This window comes from Curtobacterium sp. VKM Ac-2889 (genome assembly GCF_015350855.1).
GTDB classification, from domain to species: domain Bacteria; phylum Actinomycetota; class Actinomycetes; order Actinomycetales; family Microbacteriaceae; genus Curtobacterium; species Curtobacterium poinsettiae.
Genome location: NZ_JADKSC010000001.1, coordinates 918,082 through 939,490 on the forward strand (window position 1 = coordinate 918,082; position 21,409 = coordinate 939,490).

Sequence of the window (21,409 nt, forward strand, 5' to 3'; positions counted from 1 at the left end):
ACCCGGAGGCGACGATGGCGAAGTCCAGCACGACGAAGCAGACCAGCACGGCCGGACGTCCGCGTGACGTCGCGCCCGGCGTGGGGTTCGACCCCACGGCGAAGCTCGGGCCGGACGAACGTGCGGCCGCGATCGAGACGCTGAAGACCAAGGAACTCGACGTCCTGGTCGTCGGCGGCGGCATCGTCGGTGCGGGCAGTGCGCTCGACGCCGTGACCCGCGGCCTGAGCGTCGGCATCGTCGAGGCCCGTGACTGGGGCTCGGGGACGTCGAGCCGTTCGTCGAAGCTCGTGCACGGCGGCATCCGGTACCTCGAGCAGCTCAACTTCGCACTCGTCCGCGAAGCCCTCATCGAACGCGGGCTGCTGCTGCAGCGCATCGCCCCGCACCTGGTGAAGCCCGTGCGCTTCCTCTACCCGCTCAACCACCGGGTCTGGGAGCGCTTCTACATCGGCATCGGCATGGCGATGTACGACGTGTTCAGCTGGTCCGGCGGCCGTCCGCCCGGCGTCCCGCACCACCGGCACCTCAGCCGGAAGCAGGTGCTCAGGAACATGCCCGGGCTCAAGAAGGACGCCTTCGTCGGCGGCATGACGTACTACGACGCCCAGGTCGACGACGCGCGCTACGTCGCGTCGCTCGTGCGCACCGCGGCCTCGTACGGTGCCGAGGCGGCGAGCCGCGTCCGCATCGAGGGGTTCATCAAGGTCGGAGAGCGCGTGGTCGGCGCGCAGGCACACGACATCCAGACCGGTGAGCGATTCGAGATCCGCGCGAAGCAGGTCGTCAACGCCACCGGTGTCTGGACCGACGACACCCAGGCGATGATCGGCACCCGCGGGCAGTTCAAGGTGCGGGCGTCGAAGGGCGTGCACCTCGTCATCCCGCGCGACCGGTTCCAGTCGAACACGGGCATGATCCTGCGCACCGAGAAGAGCGTCCTGTTCGTCATCCCGTGGGGCCGGCACTGGCTCGTCGGCACGACCGACACCGACTGGTACCTCGACAAGGCGCACCCGGCGGCGACCGCGGCGGACATCGACTACATCCTCGAGCACGTCAACAAGGTGCTCGCCGTCCCGCTGACCCGCGAGGACGTCGAGGGCGTCTACGCCGGCCTCCGCCCGCTGCTGGCGGGGGAGTCCGACCAGACGTCGAAGCTCAGCCGCGAGCACGTCGTCGCGCACACCGTGCCCGGGCTCGTCGTCGTCGCCGGCGGCAAGTGGACGACGTACCGCGTGATGGGCAAGGACGCGATCGACGAGGCCGTCGCTGCCATGGACGGCAGGATCCCGGAGTCGACGACCGAGGACATCCCGCTCCTCGGCGCGGAGGGCTACCCGGCCGCGTGGAACCGACGCGCCCGCACCGCACGGAGCTGCAACGTGCACAAGGTCCGGATCGAGCACCTGCTCAACCGGTACGGCACCCTCGCGACCGAGGTGCTGCAGCTCGTCGAGCAGGACCCCGCGCTGGCCGAACCCCTACCCGGGGCCGACGACTACATCGGCGCCGAGGTCGTGTACGCCGCCTCGCACGAGGGCGCCCTGCACCTGGAGGACGTCCTCGCCCGCCGCACCCGCATCTCCATCGAGGCCTGGGACCGCGGCGAGTCAGCGGCGCCCGTCGCCGCGAAGCTCATGGCGGACGTGCTCGGGTGGGACCAGGAGACGACCGAGCACGAGGTCGCGAACTACCTGAAGCGCGTCGCCGCAGAACGGGAGTCGCAGCTGCAGCCCGACGACGAGAGCGCGGACCGCGTGCGGCTCGAGGCCCCGGACATCGCGTTCGGCTTCGACGAGGACGACGTGGTCGTGGGTGGCGGCCGTTCGGACGGCGCGGAGGGCGCGAAGGCGTCCGACGAGCAGGTCATCGGCGAGAAGACGAGCGAGCCGGAGTGAGGAGGCCCGCAGACGCCGTCGTGTCACCGAGACGCCGGCGTCTGCGGGTTGCGTAAGACGCCGTCGTCTCGGGTCGACGCCGTCTGGTCGCCGAGACGCCGCCGAACATGGCGGCGTCTCGCGGTGGACGAGGCGTCTCGACGAGACGACGGCGTCTTGCGGAGTCCACCCGCGCCTCCAGGACGGACGACCGGACTGGAGGCCCGTGGTGCGTCCGTCAGACGGCTCGCGCCCGCAGGGCCGCGCGGCGCACGTGCACCGCCTGGCCGACCACGAGCGCCACCGGGATCCCGATCAGCGCGACGAGGCTCGTCACGTACAGGGCGCCCGACCAGATCGTGTGGGCACCGCCGCCGACCCCGTAGGCATCTGCGACGTCCATCTGCAGGGCGAACGCGGCCACGAACGACATCGGCGTCCCCATTACGACGACGGCGAGCAGCACCGCCGCGATGACGTGCGCCGTCGCCCGGGTGATGAGCAGCAGCACCGACAGTCCCGCGGCGAACAGGACGCCGACGACGGCGATCCCCACGACGGTCGCGATGTCCGCCCCGACCGAGAACCCCTGCTCCGAGAGCTCGGCGTGGATCTCGGCCAGGCTCGCACCGGGGACCGCGGCGAGCGGGTCCAGCACCAGTGCGTTCAGCGCCAGCAGTGCCGCGTACAGCGCGACGACCAGCACCCCGACGACGGCCACGACGATCCGTGTTCTCCCCATCCACAGAACAGTAGTGCGCGGAATGCGCGGGGTCACCGGGTGGTTATCATCGGGGTACTCGAAGAGGGAGCCATCATGGTCGACGTCCATCGCGTCAAACTCCCCGGAGTCGGCGTGCTGCACAGCTTCTACACCGACGACGGTGGCAAGTGCGGTGTCATCACGCACCGGTCGGGGCACTCCGACCTCATCTCGTTCGCCGACGTCTCCGACGGCGCGGACAAGTCCGAGAAGGTCTCGCTCCGTCTCAGCGAAGACGAAGCGCACACCCTCGCCGAACTGCTCGGCGGCACCCGGATCACCGAGGGCCTCGACAAGCTCGACGAGATCCCCGGGCTGTCCATCGACTGGTTCTCGGTCGACTACGACGACGCCATCGCGGGCAAGCCCCTCGGTGACCTGCACGACTCGGGCTTCATCGGCCTGACCGTCGTCGCCGTGGTCCGTGGCGACAGCGCCAACCCGGCGCCCTCGTCGGACTTCGTCGTCTTCCCCGGTGACACCATCGTCGTGGCCGGATCCCCCGAGAAGGTCGCCAAGGCGTTCTCCTTCTACCGCAGCGGAGAGCTTGCGGCCGCCTCGGCCGAGGCCCCGCGGAAGAGCTAGCGCATGCACCTGGGTGGTGAGCTGCTCACCATCGGTGTGCTCTTCGTCATCGCCTACGTCCTGGGCCGACTCGGCAAGACCATCGGTCTGCCTGCCATCCCGATCTACATGGTGGTCGGCCTCGTCGCGAGCCCGAACACGCCGTGGTTCGGGCTGAGCGTCGAGTCCCACACGATCGAGCTCATCGCCACGTTCGGGCTCATCCTGCTGCTGTTCAACCTCGGGCTCGAGTTCGACCAAGAGGAGTTCTACGGCAACGCCGGCAAGCTCCTGGTGTCGGGCGGCACCTACGTCGTCATCAACATGGGCGTGGGGTTCGCCTTCGGGTTCTCGCTCGGCTGGGGCACCCGTGAAGCCCTGATCATCGCGGGCATGACGGCGACGTCGTCGAGCGCCATCGTGACGAAGCTCCTCATCGAACTCCGCCGTCTGGCGAACGACGAGACCCCGATGATCCTCGGCGTCACCGTGATCGAGGACGTCTTCATCGCCGTGTACCTGGCGATCGTCTCCGTCGTGCTGTCCGGCGACACCAACCTCTGGGCCGTCGTCGGCAAGCTGGCCCTGGCGTTCGGGTTCCTGATCGTGATGTTCACGCTCGCGCGCTTCGCGGGCAAGTGGGTCTCGAAGATCTTCGCCACGCGCGACGACGAGCTGTTCACCGTGCTGTTCTTCGGACTCGCGGTCATGTTCGGCGGCATCGGCGACCTGCTCGGTGTGACCGACGCCATCGGCGCCTTCGTCATCGGCCTGCTCTGCGGAGCGACCCGGTACCGCGACCGCATCGAACAGCTCGCCCTGCCGATGCGCGACGTCTTCGCGGCGTTCTTCTTCGTGAACTTCGGGCTCGGTCTCGACCTGTCGACCTTCGGCGAGGTGCTCTGGCCCGTCCTCGGCGCCATCGGCATGACCATCGTGCTCAACGCGGTCGCCGGCCAGATCGTCGCGCGGATGAACGGCTTCAACGTCCAGCAGGGCATCAACACCGCCGTCATCCTGGTGAACCGCGGCGAGTTCGCGCTGATCCTCGCGACGCTGTCGGCTGCCGCCGGGCTGGAGGCGCGGATCACCGCCTTCGCGGGCCTCTACGTCCTCTGCATGGCGGTCCTCGGGCCGCTGCTCGCGGTGAACTCGGAGCGGATCGGCCGCCTCGTGGTGCGCCCGGGCCGGCTCATCCGCCTGCGCGGACGCCTGGGCGGCCGACGTGCCGTCGCCGCGGCAGCCGCCGCCGAGAGCGCCGAAGCAGCCGAGGCAGAGGCGGACGCCACCGCCGCGGCACGGAAGGCCGAGCGGGATCGCCAGTTCGCCGAGGAGTTCGCCCTCGTGGAGGCCGCTGGCAGGGACGAGCGAGACAATGAGGGGCCCGAGCCGACGTCCGCACCCGTGACGTCGCCGGTCGAGATCCCCGCCGAGCGCCCCGAACGCCCGGTCCGACAGCGCGATCCGGAGTACTGATACAGATGTGGGCCGTTGCCCGACGACCGAGGTGGATCGCGCTGCTGTTGCTGGCGCTCGTGCTGGCGGCGGTGTTCGCCGGGCTGGGCAAGTGGCAGCTCGAGCGGTCCATCGCCAACGGCAAGCCCCTGCCGGCGACCACCGAGACCCGCCGCACGCTCGAGGCGGTCACGACCCCCGAACGCCCCGTCAGCGAGAGCCTCGCCGGGCAGAAGGTGACCGTCACGGGGACCTTCGTCGCCGACGACACCACCGTGCTGACCGGCCGCACCGGGGGTGGGAAGTACCAGACCGTCGGGCACCTGGTGGACTCGGATGGTGGGGCGAGCCTCCCGGTCGTCATCGGGTGGTCCGACCAGCGGTCGGCCGCCGTCGCCGGGGGCGAGCGCCTGGCGGACGGCCAGACGCTCACGATCCAGGGCCGGTACTACCCGGCCGAGTCCCCGGACCAGGACGCCTACAAGAAGGCCGAGTACTCGGCCGTCGCGCCCGCACGGTTCGTGAACACCTGGCAGGCCTTCGACGACCGCATGTACCTGGGGTACGTCGTCGCCGACGGCACCACCGCGAAGGCCGCCGACCTCGGCACCATCGCCGACCGTGCACCGTCGCGCGAGGTCCAGTTCGACTGGCTCAACCTGTTCTACGCGATCGAGTGGGTCGTCTTCGCCGGCTTCGCCGTGTTCCTCTGGTACCGGTTCGTGAAGGACGCCTGGGAGCGCGAGCAGGAAGAGGAGCGCGAGGCACTGCTCGCCACCGAAGCCGACGCGCTCCGACGGTAGGATTGCCGGCATGGCCCTGACCGTCCGAACCCGTGACATCCCCAAGATCCCGGGGGCGGTGAAGTGGTACCGCGTCTCGGCGTACATCACCGGTGTGCTGCTGCTCGCCCTGGTGGTCGAGGTCATCATCAAGTACACGCCGCTGCAGCTCGAGATGCAGCTCGGCAACGGCCCGTTCTTCGTGCCCAACGGCACGGCGGGCGAGACCCCGGGCACGTTCAACCTGTCGATCGCGATCCTCATCGCCCACGGCTGGCTGTACGTGCTCTACCTCTTCACGGACTTCCGTCTGTGGAGCATCATGCGCTGGAGGCCGTCGCGCTTCCTGCTCATCGCCCTCGGGGGCATCATCCCGTTCATGTCCTTCGTGGTCGAACACCGTATGCAGCAGAAGGCCATGGACACCTACCACGAGCTGATCGCTGCCCAGCAGCGTGAGAAGGAGGCCGCTCGGTGAGCGAGACCGAACAGCGTCCCGTCCTCGTCGTCGACTTCGGGGCCCAGTACGCGCAGCTCATCGCGCGTCGGGTCCGAGAAGCGAACGTCTACAGCGAGATCGTGCCGCACTCCATCACCGCGGACGAGATCCGCGCCAAGGACCCGGCGGCCATCGTGCTGTCCGGCGGTCCGTCGTCCGTCTACGAAGCAGGTGCGCCGTCGCTCGACGGTGACATCCTCGACCTCGGCGTCCCCGTGCTCGGCATCTGCTACGGCTTCCAGGCCATGGCGACCGCCCTCGGCGGCGAGGTCGCGAACACCGGTCTGCGCGAGTACGGCGCCACCGACGTGACGCTCGCGCCCGGCACCAGCACCCTGCTCGGCGACCAGCCGGCAGACCAGGTGACGTGGATGTCGCACGGCGACTCCGTGGCGAAGGCGCCGGCCGGCTTCGAGGTGCTCGCCTCGAGCGCATCCACACCCGTCGCAGCGTTCGCGTCCGACGAGCGCAAGCTCTACGGCGTGCAGTGGCACCCCGAGGTGAAGCACTCCGTGTACGGCCAGGCCGTCCTCGAGAACTTCCTGCACCGTGCCGCGGGCCTGCCGGGCGACTGGAACTCCAGCAACGTCATCGAGGAGCAGGTCGCCCGCATCCGCGAGCAGGTCGGCTCCGCGCGGGTCATCGCCGGACTCTCCGGTGGTGTCGACTCCGCCGTCGCCGCAGCCCTGGTGCACAAGGCCGTCGGTGACCAGCTCACCTGCGTCTTCGTCGACCACGGGCTCCTGCGTGCCGACGAGCGCAAGCAGGTGGAAGAGGACTACGTCGCCTCCACCGGTGTCCGGCTCATCACGATCGACGCCGAGCAGCAGTTCCTCGACGCCCTCGCCGGTGTCAGCGATCCGGAGCAGAAGCGCAAGATCATCGGGCGCGAGTTCATCCGCACGTTCGAAGGCGCAGCCGAGGCACTCGTGGTCGAGGCCCAGGCGTCCGACTCCGATGCCGAGGTCAAGTTCCTCGTGCAGGGCACGCTCTACCCGGACGTCGTCGAGTCCGGCGGCGGAGCGGGTACCGCGAACATCAAGTCGCACCACAACGTCGGCGGCCTGCCCGAGGACATGACGTTCGAGCTCGTCGAGCCGCTGCGCACCCTGTTCAAGGACGAGGTCCGTGCGGTCGGTCGCGAGCTCGGCCTGCCCGAGGTCATCGTGGGTCGCCAGCCGTTCCCCGGCCCGGGCCTGGGCATCCGCATCGTCGGCGAGGTCACGAAGGACCGGCTGGAACTGCTCCGGGCCGCCGACAAGATCGCCCGCGAAGAGCTCACGGCGGCCGGCCTCGACGAGGAGATCTGGCAGTGCCCGGTCGTGCTGCTCGCCGACGTCCGCTCCGTGGGCGTGCAGGGCGACGGCCGGACCTACGGGCACCCGATCGTGCTCCGTCCGGTCTCGTCCGAGGACGCCATGACCGCCGACTGGACGCGTCTGCCGTACGACACCCTGGCGAAGATCTCGAACCGCATCACGAACGAGGTGCCCGACGTCAACCGGGTCGTGCTCGACGTCACGTCGAAGCCGCCGGGGACGATCGAGTGGGAGTAGGGCTCCCCTGAGCGACGGAAGGCCCGGTACGCGTCACGCGTGCCGGGCCTTCGTGCGTCCGCGGGCGCTGCCGGAGCGGTGGGCGTGGGTGCTGCCGGGGTCGTCGAGTGGTCACAACACCCCGCGGGCCCGGTGCCGAGCGGTCACGAAGTGTCGACTGGCCCCGGCTCGGGCGACGCTTCGTGACCACTCGGCGGGCGACCGGCGGGGTGTTGTGACCACCCGGGACCGCCGCCGCCACCGCCACTGCCTCCCGCCCCCGCCACCGCCCCGGCCGTCGCCGACCACCGGCCCGGGAACGACGAAGGGCCTCGGCAGCGCCGGGGCCCTTCGTGTGTGCGGTGGTTCTAGTTGCGCGAGCTGCTCGCGATGATGGCGAGGATGCGCAGGATCTCGAGGTACAGCCAGACGAGCGTCACGATCAGGCCGAACGCCGCGGTCCAGGCGTAGATGCGGGGTGCGCCGCGCTCGACACCGGTCTTGATCTGGTCGAAGTCGAGGATCAGCGAGTACGCCGCCATGACGACCACGAAGATGCCGATGAGCACACCGAGCGGGATGCCGAAGAGCGTCACGCCCATCAGGCCGAACGCGCTCTGCGTCACGCCGGTCCACATCAGGACCAGGTTGACGAGCGAGAACGCCATGTACCCGACCATCGCGATCAGGAAGAAGCGCGTGGCCTTCGGGGTCGCGCGGACCTTGCCGGAGCGGAACAGCAGCAGGGTGACGAAGAACACACCGAGCGTGCCGAACACCGCCTGCGCGACGATGCCGTCAGCTTCGGGGAACGCAGTCTGGAAGTAGTTCGAGATACCGCCGACGAACAGCCCCTCGAAGAACGCGTACGTCAGGATCAGACCCGGGGACGGCTTCTTCTTGAAGGTGTTGACGAGCGCCAGGACGAACCCGACGAGCGCGCCGACGACCCAGACGGCCGGCGGCAGGTTCCAACCGGCCACCGCACCGACGACGAGCACGCCGAACGCGAGCAGCGTCTTGACGATGGTGTCTTCGTACGACATGCGGTCGGTGTCCACCGGGGACGCAGTCGGGCGGTCGTACATGTACTGCAGCTGCTCGGGGGTCATGCCGCCCTGTGCCTGCTGCGGGGTCTGTCCCCAGCCGGCCTGCTGCTGACCAGCACCGCGCCCGCCCCAGGTGTTTGCCCCCTGTGCGTTGAAGGCGGGGGACTGGTCGAAACCGGGCTTGAAGGCCATGGTGTCCTCTTCCTAGGAGATTCGAGTCCTCTCAGCCTAGGTGCGCTCGGTCGCGGAAGGCTGAGGATTCGCGGCGAGCGGACGCGGGCCCAGCGGGCCCCGACGAGGGAAGCCTAGGGTCGCCCGCTGCACGCGCGCCTCGAAGACGTCGAGAGTCCGCCGTCGAGCGCGGGGAGCCCGAGGGCGACGCCGGGTGCAACCAGGTCACGAGTGCGACCGAGATCGTCATGAGCAGGAACCACGCAACGATCTTCGTCGGGGCCACCGGGTGCCAGGCGGCGAGCTGCGCCGGGTAGCTCCACGCCCCGGCCCAGGTCGCGACGTTCTCGGCTGCCCAGACGAACACGGCCACCAACCCCATCGCGACGAGCACGGGCATCCGCATCGTCGCCCGGTGGATCCGGACGTCCATGGTGGTGCGGGCGAAGAGCAGCAGCACGAGCGCGAGCAGCACGTACCGGGCGTCGGCGACGAAGTGGTGTCCGAAGAGGTTCAGGTAGACGCCGCCCGCGACGACCGCCAGCAGCCACTGCCGCGGGTACCGGTCGAACCGCAGGTCGAACAGCCGGTGGACCCTGACCATGTACGACCCGACGGCCCCGTACATGAACCCCGAGAACAGCGGCACCCCGGCGACGACGAGCAGCCCTCCGGGTTCGTAGGTCCACGAGCCCATGTGGGTCTTGAACACCTCCATCACGGTGCCGACGACGTGGAACAGCACCACCACCCGGAGTTCCCGTACGGTCTCGAGCCCGAACACGAGCATGCCGACCTGCAGCAGCACGGCCGCGGTCGTCAGGACGTCGTTCCGCATCGGGGCCGGCACGGTCAGGTGCACCAGGGCCATCGTCGCGAGCAGCAGCGCCCCGAACGCACACGCCCAGGCCTGCTTGGCACCGAACACCAGGAACTCGGTGACGAACACGCGGACGGGTCGGTGCGGTCGGTGCCCGGCGTCGAGCACACGGCGTGCGGCCCGGTCGATCCGGGCCTCGACGGCGGTGGAGAGCGATCGGACGGTCATGCGGTGATGCTCGGCGTCGGCGCTGGGAACGGCGGTCCCCGGCGCGACGAGTGTGTCCCGCGACACAGGTGGCCCGCTCGTCATCCCGGGCAAGTAGGGTCGCGCCATGACCCTCGTGATCGCCCACCGCGGCGCGTCCGGCTACCGCCCCGAGCACTCGCGGAGCGCGTACGACCTGGCCATCGAACTCGGCGCCGACGCGATCGAACCGGACCTGGTGCCCACGAAGGACGGCGTCCTGGTGCTCCGGCACGAGAACGAGGTCTCGGGCACCACGGACGTCGCCGACCACGCCGAGTTCCGGCACCTGCGCACGACGAAGACCGTCGACGGCCAGACGCTGACGGGCTGGTTCACCGAGGACTTCACGTGGGCGCAGCTGCAGACGCTCCGCACCCGCGAGCGCCTGCCCGCGCTGCGCCCGGGATCCGCCGAGCACGACGGCGCGCAGCCGATCCTGCGGTTCGTCGACCTGCTCGCGATCCTCGACGCGGCGCCCCGCCCGGTCGGGCTCGTCGCCGAGGTCAAGCACGCCGCGTCCTTCGACCGCGCCGGGTTCCCGATGGGTGAACTCGTCGACGCCGCGCTCGGCGAGGCCGGGTGGCGGCAGGACGAGCGGCTGACGGTGGAGAGCTTCGAGAAGGGCGTGCTGCGGGACCTGCGCGAGCGGGCGACCGGTGGTCGGCTCGTGTACCTCCAGGAGGCCCGTGGCAGCGCCGCGGACGAGGTCGCGTCCCACGGGGCGCTCGCCCCCACCTACGCCGCCGAGCGCTCCGAGGACGCGCTCGCGTCGTTCGCGACCGAGTTCCACGGCATCAGCGTCGACCTCGGCACCCTGATGGCCGGCGTGGACAGCGTCGCGCTCGACGACCCGACGCCGGTGCGCAGCGCGATCGTCGACCGTGCCCACGCCGCCGGGCTCGCGGTGTACACGTGGACCCTCCGGCCGGAGAACCGGTTCCTGCCGTCGCCGTTGCGTCGCGGCGGGGACGTCGCGGCCTTCGGCGACTGGGAACGCTGGTTCACCTCGGTCATCCGCACCGGACTCGACGGCGTGTTCGCCGACCACACGGACCTGGCGGTGCTCGCCCGGTCCGCTGTCGGGGGTCCCGCCTAGACTGTTCCGGACATGACGATCGTGCTCGACCCCTTCGAATCGACGCCCGAACCGGGCGCCGGTGCCCGCGCGTACCAAGACCCGTTCACCGCGGGTCTGAACCCCCAGCAGAAGGAAGCCGTCGAGTACCGCGGCGAGTCCCTGCTGATCGTGGCCGGTGCCGGTTCCGGCAAGACGAGCGTGCTCACCCGCCGCATCGCGCTGCTGCTCGCCAACCGCGAAGCCTGGCCGTCGCAGATCCTGGCGATCACGTTCACGAACAAGGCCGCCGCCGAGATGCGCGAGCGTGTCCGGGCCCTGGTGGGCGGCGAGGCCGAGGGGATGTGGATCTCCACCTTCCACTCGGCGTGCGTGCGCATCCTGCGGCGCGAGGCCGAGCGGTTCGGGTTCCCGCAGTCGTTCACGATCTACGACTCCGCCGACTCCAAGGCGCTGCTGAAGCGGATCATCAAGGAGCTCGAAGCCGACTCCCTCGGGCTGACCGTGGGTGCCGCGGCGTCGAAGATCTCGAAGCTCAAGAACGAGCTGCAGGACATCGACACCTACGCGCGCAACATCAACGTGAACGACCCGCAGGAAGTCATGTTCACCGAGGTGTTCCGGCGCTACACGAACGAGCTCCGCCGGGCGAACGCGTTCGACTTCGACGACCTCATCGGCCAGACGGTGTTCCTGTTCCGCGCCTTCCCGGACGTCGCCGCCCTGTACCAGCGGCGCTTCCGGTACATCCTGGTCGACGAGTACCAGGACACGAACCACGCCCAGTACGCCCTGATCCGTGAGCTCACCCGCCCGGTGCCGGTCGAACAGGTCGACAAGCTCGAGGACTCCGGGCAGCACGTCGCCCGGATGCGCGAGACCGACGGCTCGATCGCGCCCGCGTCCCTGACGGTGGTCGGTGACTCCGACCAGTCGATCTACGCCTTCCGCGGGGCGGACATCCGCAACATCGTCGAGTTCGAGCGGGACTTCCCGAACTCCAAGACGATCCTGCTCGAGCAGAACTACCGGTCGACGCAGAACATCCTCGACGCCGCGAACGCCGTCATCGCGAACAACTTCGACCGCCAGGCGAAGAGCCTGTTCACCGACGTCGGAGCCGGCGAGAAGATCGTCGGCTTCACCGGGTACACCGGCCATGACGAGGCGCAGTTCGTCGCCGACGAGATCCAGCGCCTGCGGGAAGACGGCATGGACTACCGCGACATGGCGGTGTTCTACCGGACCAACTCGCAGACCCGTGCGCTGGAGGAGATCTTCATCCGTGCGGCGATCCCGTACCGGGTGCTCGGCGGTACCAAGTTCTACGAGCGCGCCGAGATCAAGGACGCCATGGCGTACCTGATCACGGTCGCCAACCCGGCAGACCCGATGGCCCTGCGCCGCATCCTCAACGTGCCGAAGCGCGGCATCGGCTCGGTCACCGAGACCACGCTGCAGCGCTACGCCGACGAGCACGAGACCACGATGCGCGACGCCCTGCGGCACGCGGGTGAACTCGGGTTCGGGCCGAAGGTGCGGAACGCCATCACGGAGTTCGCGGCGCTGCTCGACGCCGTGTCCGAGAAGGCGCAGACGCAACCGGTGGTCGACACCCTGACGCAGTTGCTCGACGGCTCCGGGCTGCTCGACAACCTGCGGAAGTCGCCCGACGCGCAGGACGCCGCGCGCGCCGACAACATCGACGAACTCGTGGCCGTGACGCGCGAGTTCCAGAAGAACAACCCCGAGGGCACCCTGTCGGACTTCCTGACCGAGGTCTCGTTGGTCGCAGCGGCGGACGAGCTCGACGACTCCTCGGGCACGGTCTCGCTGATGACCCTGCACACCGCGAAGGGCCTGGAGTACGACGCGGTGTTCCTGACCGGTGTCGAGGAAGACCTGCTCCCGCACCGGATGTCCGCCAACGAACCCGGTGGTCCGTCGGAAGAGCGCCGGCTGTTCTACGTCGGCATCACCCGCGCCAAGAAGGTCCTGTTCCTGTCGCTCGCGATGACCCGTGCGCAGTTCGGCGACGTCAACGTGGCGATGCCGTCGCGCTTCCTGCAGGAGATCCCCGAGGGGCTCATCGAGTGGAAGCAGTCGCCGGGCATGGCGAACAGCCGCGGTGGCACGCAGCCCCGGGCCCTGAACGCCAAGCGCGACGGTGGCTTCAACGGTGGTGGCGGCGGCGGTGGCTACCGCGGTGGTGGTGGCTGGGGCGGCGGATCGTACGACCGTGCAGCAGCAGCCTCGAAGACCCGTCCGAAGACCGAGTGGGCGAACCGGGTGTCCGGCCAGGTGCGCGACAACGGGGACATGGAACTCGTCGCCGGCGACCGCATCAAGCACGTCGACTTCGGCGAGGGCACGGTGTCCGCGGTGACGGGTCAGGGTGCCAAGCGCATCGCCGAGATCGCGTTCGACTCCGCGGGCCGCAAGAAGCTCCTCATCAAGATCGCCCCGATCGAGAAGCTGTAGGAGCCCTCACCGGTCCACACCGAACCGGCAGCAGCGGCCGGTCTGGTGTTCACGGGACAGACCCGGGGCGTTCCCCCGCGGACCGTACGGTGCGGTGCTGTGCAGAACAGCCCTGACGACCACGAAGCCGCCCACGACGGTGCAGCAGCCCCCGCCGACGATCGCAGCAAGCGCATCCCGGTCTCCCGCCGTGGCTTCCTGGTCGGGTCCGGACTGGCCGGCGCCGCAGGCCTCGTGGCGTCGAACGGTTTCGGCAGCGCCCCGGCCGTCGCCGACGCGCTGACCGCAGCCCCCGCCGTCACCCCGGCGGCCCTCGGCGGGTCCGGCATCGCGGCCCAGCAGGCGGTGGCCCGTGGGCGCACCGGTCCGTGGCGACCCGACACGACCTCGCCGCGCTTCACCGTCGCGGTGATGCCGGACACCCAGTACATGTTCGACGGTGCCGCGGTCGACCAGGCCCCGATGCGCGCCTCGCTCGAGTACGTCGTGCGCGAGCAGGCCCGGCACAACACGGTGTTCCTCGTGCACCTCGGCGACCTGACCCAGAACGGTGCGGCGTCCGAGATGCGCGCGTCCGGCGAGGTCTTCGACGTGCTCGACCGTGCCGGAGCGCCCTACAGCGTGCTCGCCGGCAACCACGACGTCGACTCGTCGACCGACGACCAACGCGGCCGCACCCCGTACCTCGACGTGTTCGGTCCGCAGCGGTTCCGGAAGGCCCCGGGCTGGATCGGTTCGAGCCCCGACGGCTACAACACCGCCCACCGGTTCACCGCGGCCGGCCGCGAGTGGGTCGTCCTGGCCCTCGACTGGCGGACGAGCGCGAGCGGCCTCGCCTGGGCCAGCTCCGTGCTCGCAGCCCGGCCGCACTCGCCGGTGATCCTCACGACGCACGCCATCGTCGACTCGGACGCCGACGGCGGGGCGGCGTTCGACCCCTACGGGCAGCAGCTCTGGGACTCCTTCATCACGAAGCACGACCAGGTGTTCCTGACGCTCAACGGCCACTACTGGGGGCCGGGCCGCACGACGGCGAAGAACGCGGTGGGACACGACGTCGCCCTGCACCTGACCAACTACCAGAACCGGTACTACGGCGGGGCGGCCATGATCCGGCTGTACCACGTCGACCTCGAACGGAACGTCATCGACGTCGAGACGCTGTCGCCGTTCCTGCTCGCCGGCGGGCTCGGCGAGGCGAACGAGCTCGCCGCCCAGGAGGTCAACCTCAGCGGTGACGTCGACCGCTTCACCATGGCAGTGGACTTCGAGGCGCGCTTCGCGGGCTTCGCGCCGGTCGCACCACGGGCCTCCCGGCCGGCGGCACGCATGCTGGTACCGGGGACGCTCGCGTACTGGCGGTTCGACGGCAACCCGGACGGGGCGGCGCTCGCGCCGACCACGCGGGTGCGCGACCAGAGCGGCAAGGGCAACGACCTGGTGGTCGCCCGCCGGACCGGCGCCGTCGCAGGGGCGTTGCGCTGGACCGCCGCGCACCACCCCGACCAGCCGGGTGCCGGCAGCCTCGCGCTGCAGGGTGGCAAGACCGGGGGCGACCACCTGCAGACCGTCCGGGCGGCGCCGCTCAACCGCACCCACTTCCCTCGCGGGTACACGGTCGAGGCGTTCTTCGCGCTGCCGACCACCTTCGACCCGAGCACGAACGGGTTCAGCGCGCTGCTGTCGCAGTACTCGAGCGCCGGCCAGGTGGGGAAGGCGACCGGAGCCGACGGCGACCCGGACGAACCCGCGGTGACCCTGAGCCTGTCGGGGGACCGCGAACTGCAGTGGTGCGTGTACCCGACGAGCCAGGACGGATCGTTGACGAACTGGGGGCACGAGCTGCCGCTCGGAGCCTGGTGGCACGTGGCCGTGGTGAACGACGGGACGCACACCGTGCTCTACGTCGACGGGTGCCCGGTCGTGCGGAACCCGTCCACCCAGAACCGCGGTCTGAGCACGATCGGCAAGCCGTGGCTGCTCGGCGGGTACCGCTACGGCGGCAAGCTCGACAACGTGTTCGTCGGGTCGATCGGTGACGTGCGCATCGTCGGCCGGGCGCTGCAGCCGAGCGAGTTCATGAACGCCTGACGACCCGACAGACGGCCGTCTGACACGCCCGGCCGACCAGGACACCCCTCGTTCGGGTGGCGTGAACGCGTTTTGTGAGGTTAGCCTTACCTAACGTGACACCTCCCATCGAACTCCTGACCACCGCCACCGCCGAGCGCTACCGCTCCGCCGTGACGTCCACGGTGGACCGTCTGGCCGACCGGTTCGCCGCGGCCGACCGTCCGACCACCGACACCGCCCCGGACGTCCTCCGGGCCCGGGTGCAGGACGTCGACCTCGACGCCGAACCCCTCGGGACGGACCGCGCGCTCGCCGAGCTCGACGAGCTGTTCGTCAGCGAGGCCGTCTGGTTCCACGACCCGGCGTACCTCGCGCACCTGAACTGCCCGGTCGCGCTGCCCGCGGTCGCTGCCGAGTCGGTCCTGGCCGCCGTGAACCCGTCGGTCGACACGTGGGACCAGTCCCGCATCGGCACCGAGATCGAGCGGCACGTCGTCGCCTGGCTCGCCGGTCGGATCGGGTTCGCCGCGGGGGACGGCATCTTCACCTCGGGCGGCTCGCAGTCGAACCTGCAGGCCCTGCTGCTGGCGCGCGAGGCCCTCGGCAGCAGCGGCACCGTGTTCACGACCGCGGAGACCCACTTCAGCATCGCGAAGTCGGCACGGCTGCTCGGGCTCGAGGCCGTGGTCGCCGTCGCCACCGACCACGCCGGCCGGATGGTGCCCGCTGCCCTCGCCGAGGCGATCGCCGCCGCCCGCGCAGCCGGGCAGACGCCGATGGCCGTCGTCGCCACCGCCGGCACCACCGACCGCGGGGTGATCGACCCGCTCGAGCCGATCGCGGACGTCTGTGATCTGGAGGGAGTGTGGCTGCACGTCGACGCCGCGTACGGCTGCGGGCTGCTCGTGTCCCCGACCCGCCGGCACCTGCTCGACGGCGTCGAACGGGCCCGGAGCGTGACCGCCGACCTGCACAAGTCGTTCTTCCAGCCGGTGTCGTCGAGCGCCCTGCTCGTGCAGCGCCCGGAGGACCTGCGCCGCACCGCCTGGTACGCCGACTACCTGAACCCGGAGGACGCCGCCGAGCCGAACCAGGTCGACAAGTCGCTGCAGACCACCCGCCGGTTCGACGCCCTGAAGCTCTGGGCCACGCTGCGGGCGACCGGTGCCGACGCGATCGGTGCGGCGTTCGACGCCGTCATCGACCTCGCCGTGGTCACCCACCGGATCGTCGAGGAGTACCCCGACCTGGTGCTCGTCGCGCCGACGCAGCTCAGCACGGTGCTGTTCCGCTGGCAGCCCGCCGGCATGACCGACGAGGCCGCCGACGCGCTGGTCGCCCCGATCCGCTCGGCCCTGCTCGCCGAGGGCCGGGTGCTCATCGCCAAGACGGTCATCGACGGCCGGCCGTGCAACAAGCTCACGCTGCTCAACCCGGAGACGACGCCGGAGCAGATGCGCGCGTCGCTCGAGCACGTCGTCGCGACGGCCGCGCGCGTCCGAGCCACGACCACCGCCCCGGAAGGAGCGACCCGATGACCGCCGACCGCACCGCCGACCCCGCCGTGCACGACGTCGTCGGCATCGGCATCGGCCCGTTCAACCTCGGCCTCGCCTGCCTGACCGACCCGATCGCCGACCTCGACGCGGTGTTCCTCGACGCGGCCGACGGCTTCGCCTGGCACCACGGCATGATGCTCGACGACGCCACGATCCAGGTGCCGTTCCTCGCCGACCTGGTGACGATGGCCGACCCGACCTCACCGTTCTCGTTCCTCGCCTGGCTCAAGGAGACCGGGCGCCTGTACCCGTTCTACATCCGCGAGGACTTCCACCCCCTGCGCAGCGAGTACGACGCCTACTGCCGCTGGGCCGCCGACCGGCTCGACACCCTGCGGTGGGGCCGCCGGGTGACCGCCGTCGAGCACGACCCGGTCACCGACACGTTCACGGTGCACGCCGAGACCGATCAGGGTCCCGAGACGTACCGCGCACACCACGTCGTCGTGGGCATCGGCACCGAGCCGTCCGTCCCCGCCCCGCTGCGCGGGATCGGCGGACCGGCGGTCCACTCCGCCGAGTTCCTGCCGAACCGCAATGCCCTGCGCGACGCCGGGTCGATCGCCGTCGTCGGCAGCGGGCAGTCCGCCGCCGAGGTCTACCGTGAACTGCTCGAGGACATCCGGCAGGACGGCTACCGCCTCGACTGGATCACGCGCTCGCCCCGGTTCTTCCCGATGGAGGACACCAAGCTCACCCTCGAGATGACGAGCCCGGAGTACACGGACCACTTCCACGGGCTGCCCGAAGCCGTCCGCGATCGCCTGGGGCGGGAACAGCGCGGCCTGTACAAGGGCATCAGCGCCGATCTGGTCGACGACCTGTACGACCAGCTCTACCGGATCAGCGCGCGGGGTCCGGTCCCGACGACGCTCCGGACCGAGACGAGCGTCGTCGACGCCGCCTGGCTCGCCGACCGTGGCACGTACCGCCTGACGCTCCGACACGAGCAGCTCGACCAGACGTACGAGCACGAGGTCGAGCAGCTGGTGCTGGCCACCGGGTACACCCCGCGGGTCCCGCGCTTCCTCGACCGGGTCGAGCACCTGGTCGCCCGCGACTCCCGCGGTCGCCTCGCCGTCGCCCGCGACCACCACGTCGACACCCTGGGCGGGCGCATCTGGGTGCAGAACGCCGAGGAGCACACGCACGGCCTGACCGCGCCCGACCTCGGCATGGGTGCGTGGCGGAACGCGTCGATCATCCGGTCCGTCACGGGGCGCCCCGTGTACGGCCTGGAGGCCCGGATCGCCTTCCAGGAGTTCGGCCTGCCCGCCGCGGAGCAGTCAACAGCAGAGCCGTCCACCGCCCATCCCGGCGCCGCGGAGCGCGCGCCGGCCCGGCCCTCGACCGAACGTGCGGAGGTCTCCGCATGAGCACGACCGTGACCACCACGGCGCCGGACGCGACCGCGCCTGTGGGAGCCGGGCCGGGCCTCCTGACCGTCGAACCCGTGGACCCGGAACGCGACGCCGCCGTCGTGCAGTCGTGGCTCGCCCACCCCGCGTCGTCGTGGTGGGAGATGGGCGACCTCGACGTGGACGGCGTCCGCACCTACCTGGCCGGCGTGCAGGCCGACCCCGCGCAGGCCGCGTGGCTCGGCCGCCGGAACGGCGAACCGTGCTTCCTGGCCGAGACCTACGACCCCTCGGCCGTCCTGCTCACCGACGTGTGGGCTGCCGAACCCGGCGACGTCGGCATGCACCTGCTCGTCGCACCGGTGCCGGCCGAGGGCCGCGTGCACGGCCTGACGAGCGCGGTCATGCGTGCCGTCGTCGAGCACTGCCGGGACGCCCTCGGCGCGCGCCGGGTCGTCGTCGAACCGGACGTGCGGAACACCGCCGTGCAGGCGAAGAACGCCGAGGTCGGGTTCCGTGCCCTGCGACAGGTCGACGTCGACGGCAAGCGGGCGCTGCTGTCGGTGCTCGACACCGACCGGATCGGCGTCCCCGACGACGACGGGCCGGCCGCGCACCTGCGGCCCGAGCACCTGGAACCCGCCGAACGGCACCTCGTCGCGAAGGCGATCGCGGAGTTCACCCACGAACGGCTGATCGCCCCTGTGCCGGACGGGGACGGCTGGCGGCTCGAGGCGGGGGAGTCGACCTACCGGTTCCGGGCGCGGCAGCACCTGCTCGAGCACTGGTCGATGGACGAGGCCTCGCTGACGCGGACCCGTGCGGGGGCGTCGGCACCACTCAGCGCGCAGGAGCTCGTGCTCGAGCTGCGCGCGGTGCTCGGGATCCCCGACGAGCTGCTCGGGACGTACCTGGAGGAGATCGCCTCGACGCTGGCGAGTGCCGCGGCGAAGCTCCGACGGGGTGGGCCGTCGGCCGGGCAGCTGGCACGGGGGCGGGGCGGGGCCGGGTCGGCCGGTTCGGTCGGTTCGACCGGTTCGACCGTCTCGTCCGGGGCCGTCGACGACGCCGTAGCGTCGTTCCAGGACGTCGAGTCGGCGATGACCGAGGGCCACCCGGCGTTCGTCGCCGCCAACGGGCGGATCGGGTTCGGCCTCGACGAGTACCGGGCGTTCGCGCCCGAGTCCGGCGGCCGGTTCCGGTACCGGTGGCTCGCCGCCCGACGCGAGCACACGCACCTGGCGCTCGCCGCGGACCGGACCGAGCAGGCGCACTGGGAGTCGGAGCTCCCGGCAGCGGTCGTGGCCGGGTTCCGGGCCACCCTGGAGCGCCGCGGGCTCGACCCCGACGACTACGTGTGGCTGCCCGTGCACCCCTGGCAGTGGCAGCACCGGATCGCCGTGACCTTCGCGCCCGACCTGGGGCGGCAGGACCTGGTGGACCTGGGCGAGGGGCCCGACGAGTACCAGCCGCAGCAGTCCATCCGCACCGCGTTCAACCGCACCGAGCCGGCACGCTCGTACGTGAAGACGGCGCTCGCCGTGCAGAACATGGGGTTCCTGCGGGGGATGTCGCCCGCCTACATGCGGAACACGCCGGCCGTGAACGACTGGGTCGCGTCGATCGTCGCCGCCGACCCGACGCTCGCCGAGGCCGGGTTCTCGGTGCTCCGGGAGCACGCCGCCATCGGCTACACCGGCGACGCGTACCACCGGGTCGACGTGTCCTCGCCGCAGCGCAAGATGCTCGCGGCGCTGTGGCGGGAGAGTCCCGTCCCGCAGCTGGCCGAGGGCGAACACCTGCTCACCATGGCGGCACTGCTGCACCGAGACGGTGCGGGGAACGCCGTCGTGTCAGCCCTGATCGAGGCATCGGGAGTCCCTGCCGACGAGTGGGTCCGACGCTGGCTCGACGCCTACCTGCTGCCCGTCGTGCACTGCCTGACCGTGCACGACCTGGTGTTCATGCCGCACGGTGAGAACCTGGTGCTCGTCGTGCGCGACGGTGTCGTCGTCCGCGCCGTGATGAAGGACATCGGCGAGGAGGCCGCGGTGCTCGGCCGGCTCGACGACCGCCCGGTGCCCGCCGACATCGACCGGATCGTGCACCCGGTGTCCGACGACGAAGCGGCTCTCGCGGTGTTCACCGACGTGTTCGACGGGGTGCTGCGGTTCGTCGCGGCGATCCTCGACGACGACGGAGTGCTGCCGGAGGCCCGGTTCTGGCAGGTCGCGGGGGAGTGCATCGACGCGCACGCCGCCGCACACCCGGACCGCCGTCGGCCCCTGGACCTGCGGGTGCCGACGTTCGAGCACTCGTGCCTGAACCGGTTGCAGCTGCGGAACACCCTGTCGATGGTGGACCTGGCCGACCAGTCGTCGTCGCTCATCCGGGCGGGCGCGATGCCGAACCCGATCGGGCGGTAGGGGGCGCCGGCTCTCGCGATGCGCGAGACGTCAGGGCTGCAGGCGGGTGGCCGACCACGCAGCGTCGGCGAGGACGTACTGCAGCCGGCGGTGCATCCGGTCACGGCTGCCGTGCCAGAACTCGACGACGTCGGGTTCGAGTCGCCAAGCCACCCAGCCGGCCGGCCGCGGCACGGCGTCGTCGGTCTCGTCGAGCAGGTCGTTCGCGTCGTCGATCAGGTCCTGCAGGGTCCGCGGTTCGAGCACGTCGGACTGGTCGGCGATCGCGGTCGCCGCGCGGGACTTCGGGGAGCGGTCGGCGAACAGCGCGTCGGACTCGTCGTCGGAGAGCTGCACCGCCCGGCCCTCGAACCGCAGCTGCTGCATGGTCTCGCGCCAGTAGACCTGCAGCGCTGCGTGCGGGTTCTCGGCGAGCTGGCGTCCCTTCGGGCTCAGGGTCGAGGTGCCGAACACCAGCCCTCGGTCGTCCAGGCGCTTCACGTCCACCGTCCGGGCGCTCACCCGACCGTCGGCGCCGGCGGTGGCGAGGGTCATCGACCTCGGCTCGGAGACGTCGCGCTCGTCGGCGGCCTCGAGCCACTGTCGGGCCAGGTCGAGGGGTGATGCCGGGGGAGCGTCGAACTCGGGCAGCTGCAGGGAGTCGTCACCGGACAGGGAGGAGGACATGCCT

The 21,409-nt window shown here is 70.7% G+C and carries 16 protein-coding genes; 12 read left to right on the forward strand and 4 right to left on the reverse strand.

The genetic code is table 11. The features are described from left to right. Positions 1-14: 14 nt before the first annotated feature. Entirely contained in the window at positions 15-1,901 is a 1,887-nt protein-coding gene (locus tag ITJ50_RS04675; protein WP_194590002.1) for a glycerol-3-phosphate dehydrogenase/oxidase, read from the forward strand. A gap of 217 nt (positions 1,902-2,118) precedes the next feature. Here ITJ50_RS04675 and ITJ50_RS04680 read toward each other — a convergent pair whose 3' ends face one another. Continuing rightward, positions 2,119-2,622 carry a hypothetical protein gene (locus ITJ50_RS04680; protein ID WP_194590003.1) on the reverse strand — a complete coding sequence of 168 codons (504 nt, stop codon included), beginning with the start codon at positions 2,620-2,622 and terminating at the stop codon, positions 2,119-2,121. A gap of 75 nt (positions 2,623-2,697) precedes the next feature. Between ITJ50_RS04680 and ITJ50_RS04685 the strand changes: the two genes are divergently transcribed. Genes ITJ50_RS04685 through guaA form a run of 5 tightly spaced genes read left to right on the forward strand, consistent with a single transcriptional unit; the run spans position 2,698 to position 7,499 of the window. Next, positions 2,698-3,228 (forward strand): cation:proton antiporter regulatory subunit, encoded by a 531-nt coding sequence (locus ITJ50_RS04685; protein ID WP_017885470.1) that lies wholly within the window; start codon positions 2,698-2,700, stop codon positions 3,226-3,228. 3 nt (positions 3,229-3,231) lie between these two features. Next, positions 3,232-4,683 (forward strand): cation:proton antiporter, encoded by a 1,452-nt coding sequence (locus ITJ50_RS04690; protein ID WP_042539854.1) that lies wholly within the window; start codon positions 3,232-3,234, stop codon positions 4,681-4,683. Between the two features lie 5 nt (positions 4,684-4,688). Next, positions 4,689-5,465: an SURF1 family cytochrome oxidase biogenesis protein gene (locus ITJ50_RS04695; protein WP_159556112.1), complete on the forward strand. Its 777-nt coding sequence runs from the start codon at positions 4,689-4,691 to the stop codon at positions 5,463-5,465. A 10-nt stretch (positions 5,466-5,475) separates the two neighbouring features. Beyond that, entirely contained in the window at positions 5,476-5,922 is a 447-nt protein-coding gene (locus tag ITJ50_RS04700) for a DUF3817 domain-containing protein (RefSeq protein ID WP_042539755.1), read from the forward strand. Beyond that, positions 5,919-7,499: a glutamine-hydrolyzing GMP synthase gene (gene guaA / locus ITJ50_RS04705; protein ID WP_194590004.1), complete on the forward strand. Its 1,581-nt coding sequence runs from the start codon at positions 5,919-5,921 to the stop codon at positions 7,497-7,499. Before ITJ50_RS04700 ends, guaA begins: the two co-directional genes overlap by 4 nt. 347 nt (positions 7,500-7,846) lie before the next feature. On the opposite strand, the gene ITJ50_RS04710 is transcribed toward guaA, so the two are convergent. Beyond that, positions 7,847-8,719 (reverse strand): Bax inhibitor-1/YccA family protein, encoded by an 873-nt coding sequence (locus ITJ50_RS04710; protein WP_017885465.1) that lies wholly within the window; start codon positions 8,717-8,719, stop codon positions 7,847-7,849. A 31-nt stretch (positions 8,720-8,750) separates the two neighbouring features. Continuing rightward, on the reverse strand, positions 8,751-9,746 hold the full coding sequence (locus ITJ50_RS04715) for a DUF817 domain-containing protein (protein WP_194590005.1): 996 nt from the start codon (positions 9,744-9,746) through the stop codon (positions 8,751-8,753). 106 nt (positions 9,747-9,852) lie between these two features. Here ITJ50_RS04715 and ITJ50_RS04720 point away from each other — a divergent pair, with 106 nt between their 5' ends. The 6 genes from ITJ50_RS04720 (at position 9,853) to ITJ50_RS04745 (ending at position 20,739) form a co-directional block, all read left to right on the forward strand. Beyond that, positions 9,853-10,863 carry a glycerophosphodiester phosphodiesterase family protein gene (locus tag ITJ50_RS04720; protein WP_042539763.1) on the forward strand — a complete coding sequence of 337 codons (1,011 nt, stop codon included), beginning with the start codon at positions 9,853-9,855 and terminating at the stop codon, positions 10,861-10,863. A gap of 12 nt (positions 10,864-10,875) precedes the next feature. Further along, a complete protein-coding gene (locus tag ITJ50_RS04725; protein WP_017885462.1) occupies positions 10,876-13,323 on the forward strand; it encodes an ATP-dependent helicase in 2,448 nt (815 codons plus the stop codon). Between the two features lie 99 nt (positions 13,324-13,422). Further along, positions 13,423-15,414 (forward strand): LamG-like jellyroll fold domain-containing protein, encoded by a 1,992-nt coding sequence (locus tag ITJ50_RS04730; protein ID WP_194590006.1) that lies wholly within the window; start codon positions 13,423-13,425, stop codon positions 15,412-15,414. Between the two features lie 95 nt (positions 15,415-15,509). After that, positions 15,510-16,934, forward strand: a complete 1,425-nt coding sequence (locus ITJ50_RS04735) for a pyridoxal phosphate-dependent decarboxylase family protein (RefSeq protein WP_194590007.1) — start codon at positions 15,510-15,512, stop codon at positions 16,932-16,934. After that, complete coding sequence (locus tag ITJ50_RS04740; protein WP_194590008.1) at positions 16,931-18,331, forward strand: lysine N(6)-hydroxylase/L-ornithine N(5)-oxygenase family protein; 1,401 nt, start codon at positions 16,931-16,933, stop codon at positions 18,329-18,331. Before ITJ50_RS04735 ends, ITJ50_RS04740 begins: the two co-directional genes overlap by 4 nt. Continuing rightward, on the forward strand, positions 18,328-20,739 hold the full coding sequence (locus tag ITJ50_RS04745; RefSeq protein WP_194590009.1) for a GNAT family N-acetyltransferase: 2,412 nt from the start codon (positions 18,328-18,330) through the stop codon (positions 20,737-20,739). Before ITJ50_RS04740 ends, ITJ50_RS04745 begins: the two co-directional genes overlap by 4 nt. Positions 20,740-20,769: 30 nt before the next feature. On the opposite strand, the gene ITJ50_RS04750 is transcribed toward ITJ50_RS04745, so the two are convergent. Next, positions 20,770-21,405 (reverse strand): pyridoxine/pyridoxamine 5'-phosphate oxidase, encoded by a 636-nt coding sequence (locus tag ITJ50_RS04750; protein ID WP_017885457.1) that lies wholly within the window; start codon positions 21,403-21,405, stop codon positions 20,770-20,772. Between the last annotated feature and the right edge of the window lie 4 nt (positions 21,406-21,409).

Bases quoted from the DNA above. Each gene is read 5' to 3' on its own strand.
- ITJ50_RS04690 (WP_042539854.1), top strand. From the start codon at position 3,232: ATGCACCTGGGTGGTGAGCTGCTCACCATCGGTGTGCTCTTCGTCATC.
- ITJ50_RS04740 (WP_194590008.1), top strand. From the start codon at position 16,931: ATGACCGCCGACCGCACCGCCGACCCCGCCGTGCACGACGTCGTCGGC.
- ITJ50_RS04715 (WP_194590005.1), bottom strand. From the start codon at position 9,746: ATGACCGTCCGATCGCTCTCCACCGCCGTCGAGGCCCGGATCGACCGG.
- ITJ50_RS04725 (WP_017885462.1), top strand. From the start codon at position 10,876: ATGACGATCGTGCTCGACCCCTTCGAATCGACGCCCGAACCGGGCGCC.
- ITJ50_RS04750 (WP_017885457.1), bottom strand. From the start codon at position 21,405: ATGTCCTCCTCCCTGTCCGGTGACGACTCCCTGCAGCTGCCCGAGTTC.
- ITJ50_RS04680 (WP_194590003.1), bottom strand. From the start codon at position 2,622: ATGGGGAGAACACGGATCGTCGTGGCCGTCGTCGGGGTGCTGGTCGTC.
- ITJ50_RS04675 (WP_194590002.1), top strand. From the start codon at position 15: ATGGCGAAGTCCAGCACGACGAAGCAGACCAGCACGGCCGGACGTCCG.
- ITJ50_RS04700 (WP_042539755.1), top strand. From the start codon at position 5,476: ATGGCCCTGACCGTCCGAACCCGTGACATCCCCAAGATCCCGGGGGCG.
- ITJ50_RS04745 (WP_194590009.1), top strand. From the start codon at position 18,328: ATGAGCACGACCGTGACCACCACGGCGCCGGACGCGACCGCGCCTGTG.
- ITJ50_RS04720 (WP_042539763.1), top strand. From the start codon at position 9,853: ATGACCCTCGTGATCGCCCACCGCGGCGCGTCCGGCTACCGCCCCGAG.
- ITJ50_RS04710 (WP_017885465.1), bottom strand. From the start codon at position 8,719: ATGGCCTTCAAGCCCGGTTTCGACCAGTCCCCCGCCTTCAACGCACAG.
- ITJ50_RS04695 (WP_159556112.1), top strand. From the start codon at position 4,689: ATGTGGGCCGTTGCCCGACGACCGAGGTGGATCGCGCTGCTGTTGCTG.
- ITJ50_RS04685 (WP_017885470.1), top strand. From the start codon at position 2,698: ATGGTCGACGTCCATCGCGTCAAACTCCCCGGAGTCGGCGTGCTGCAC.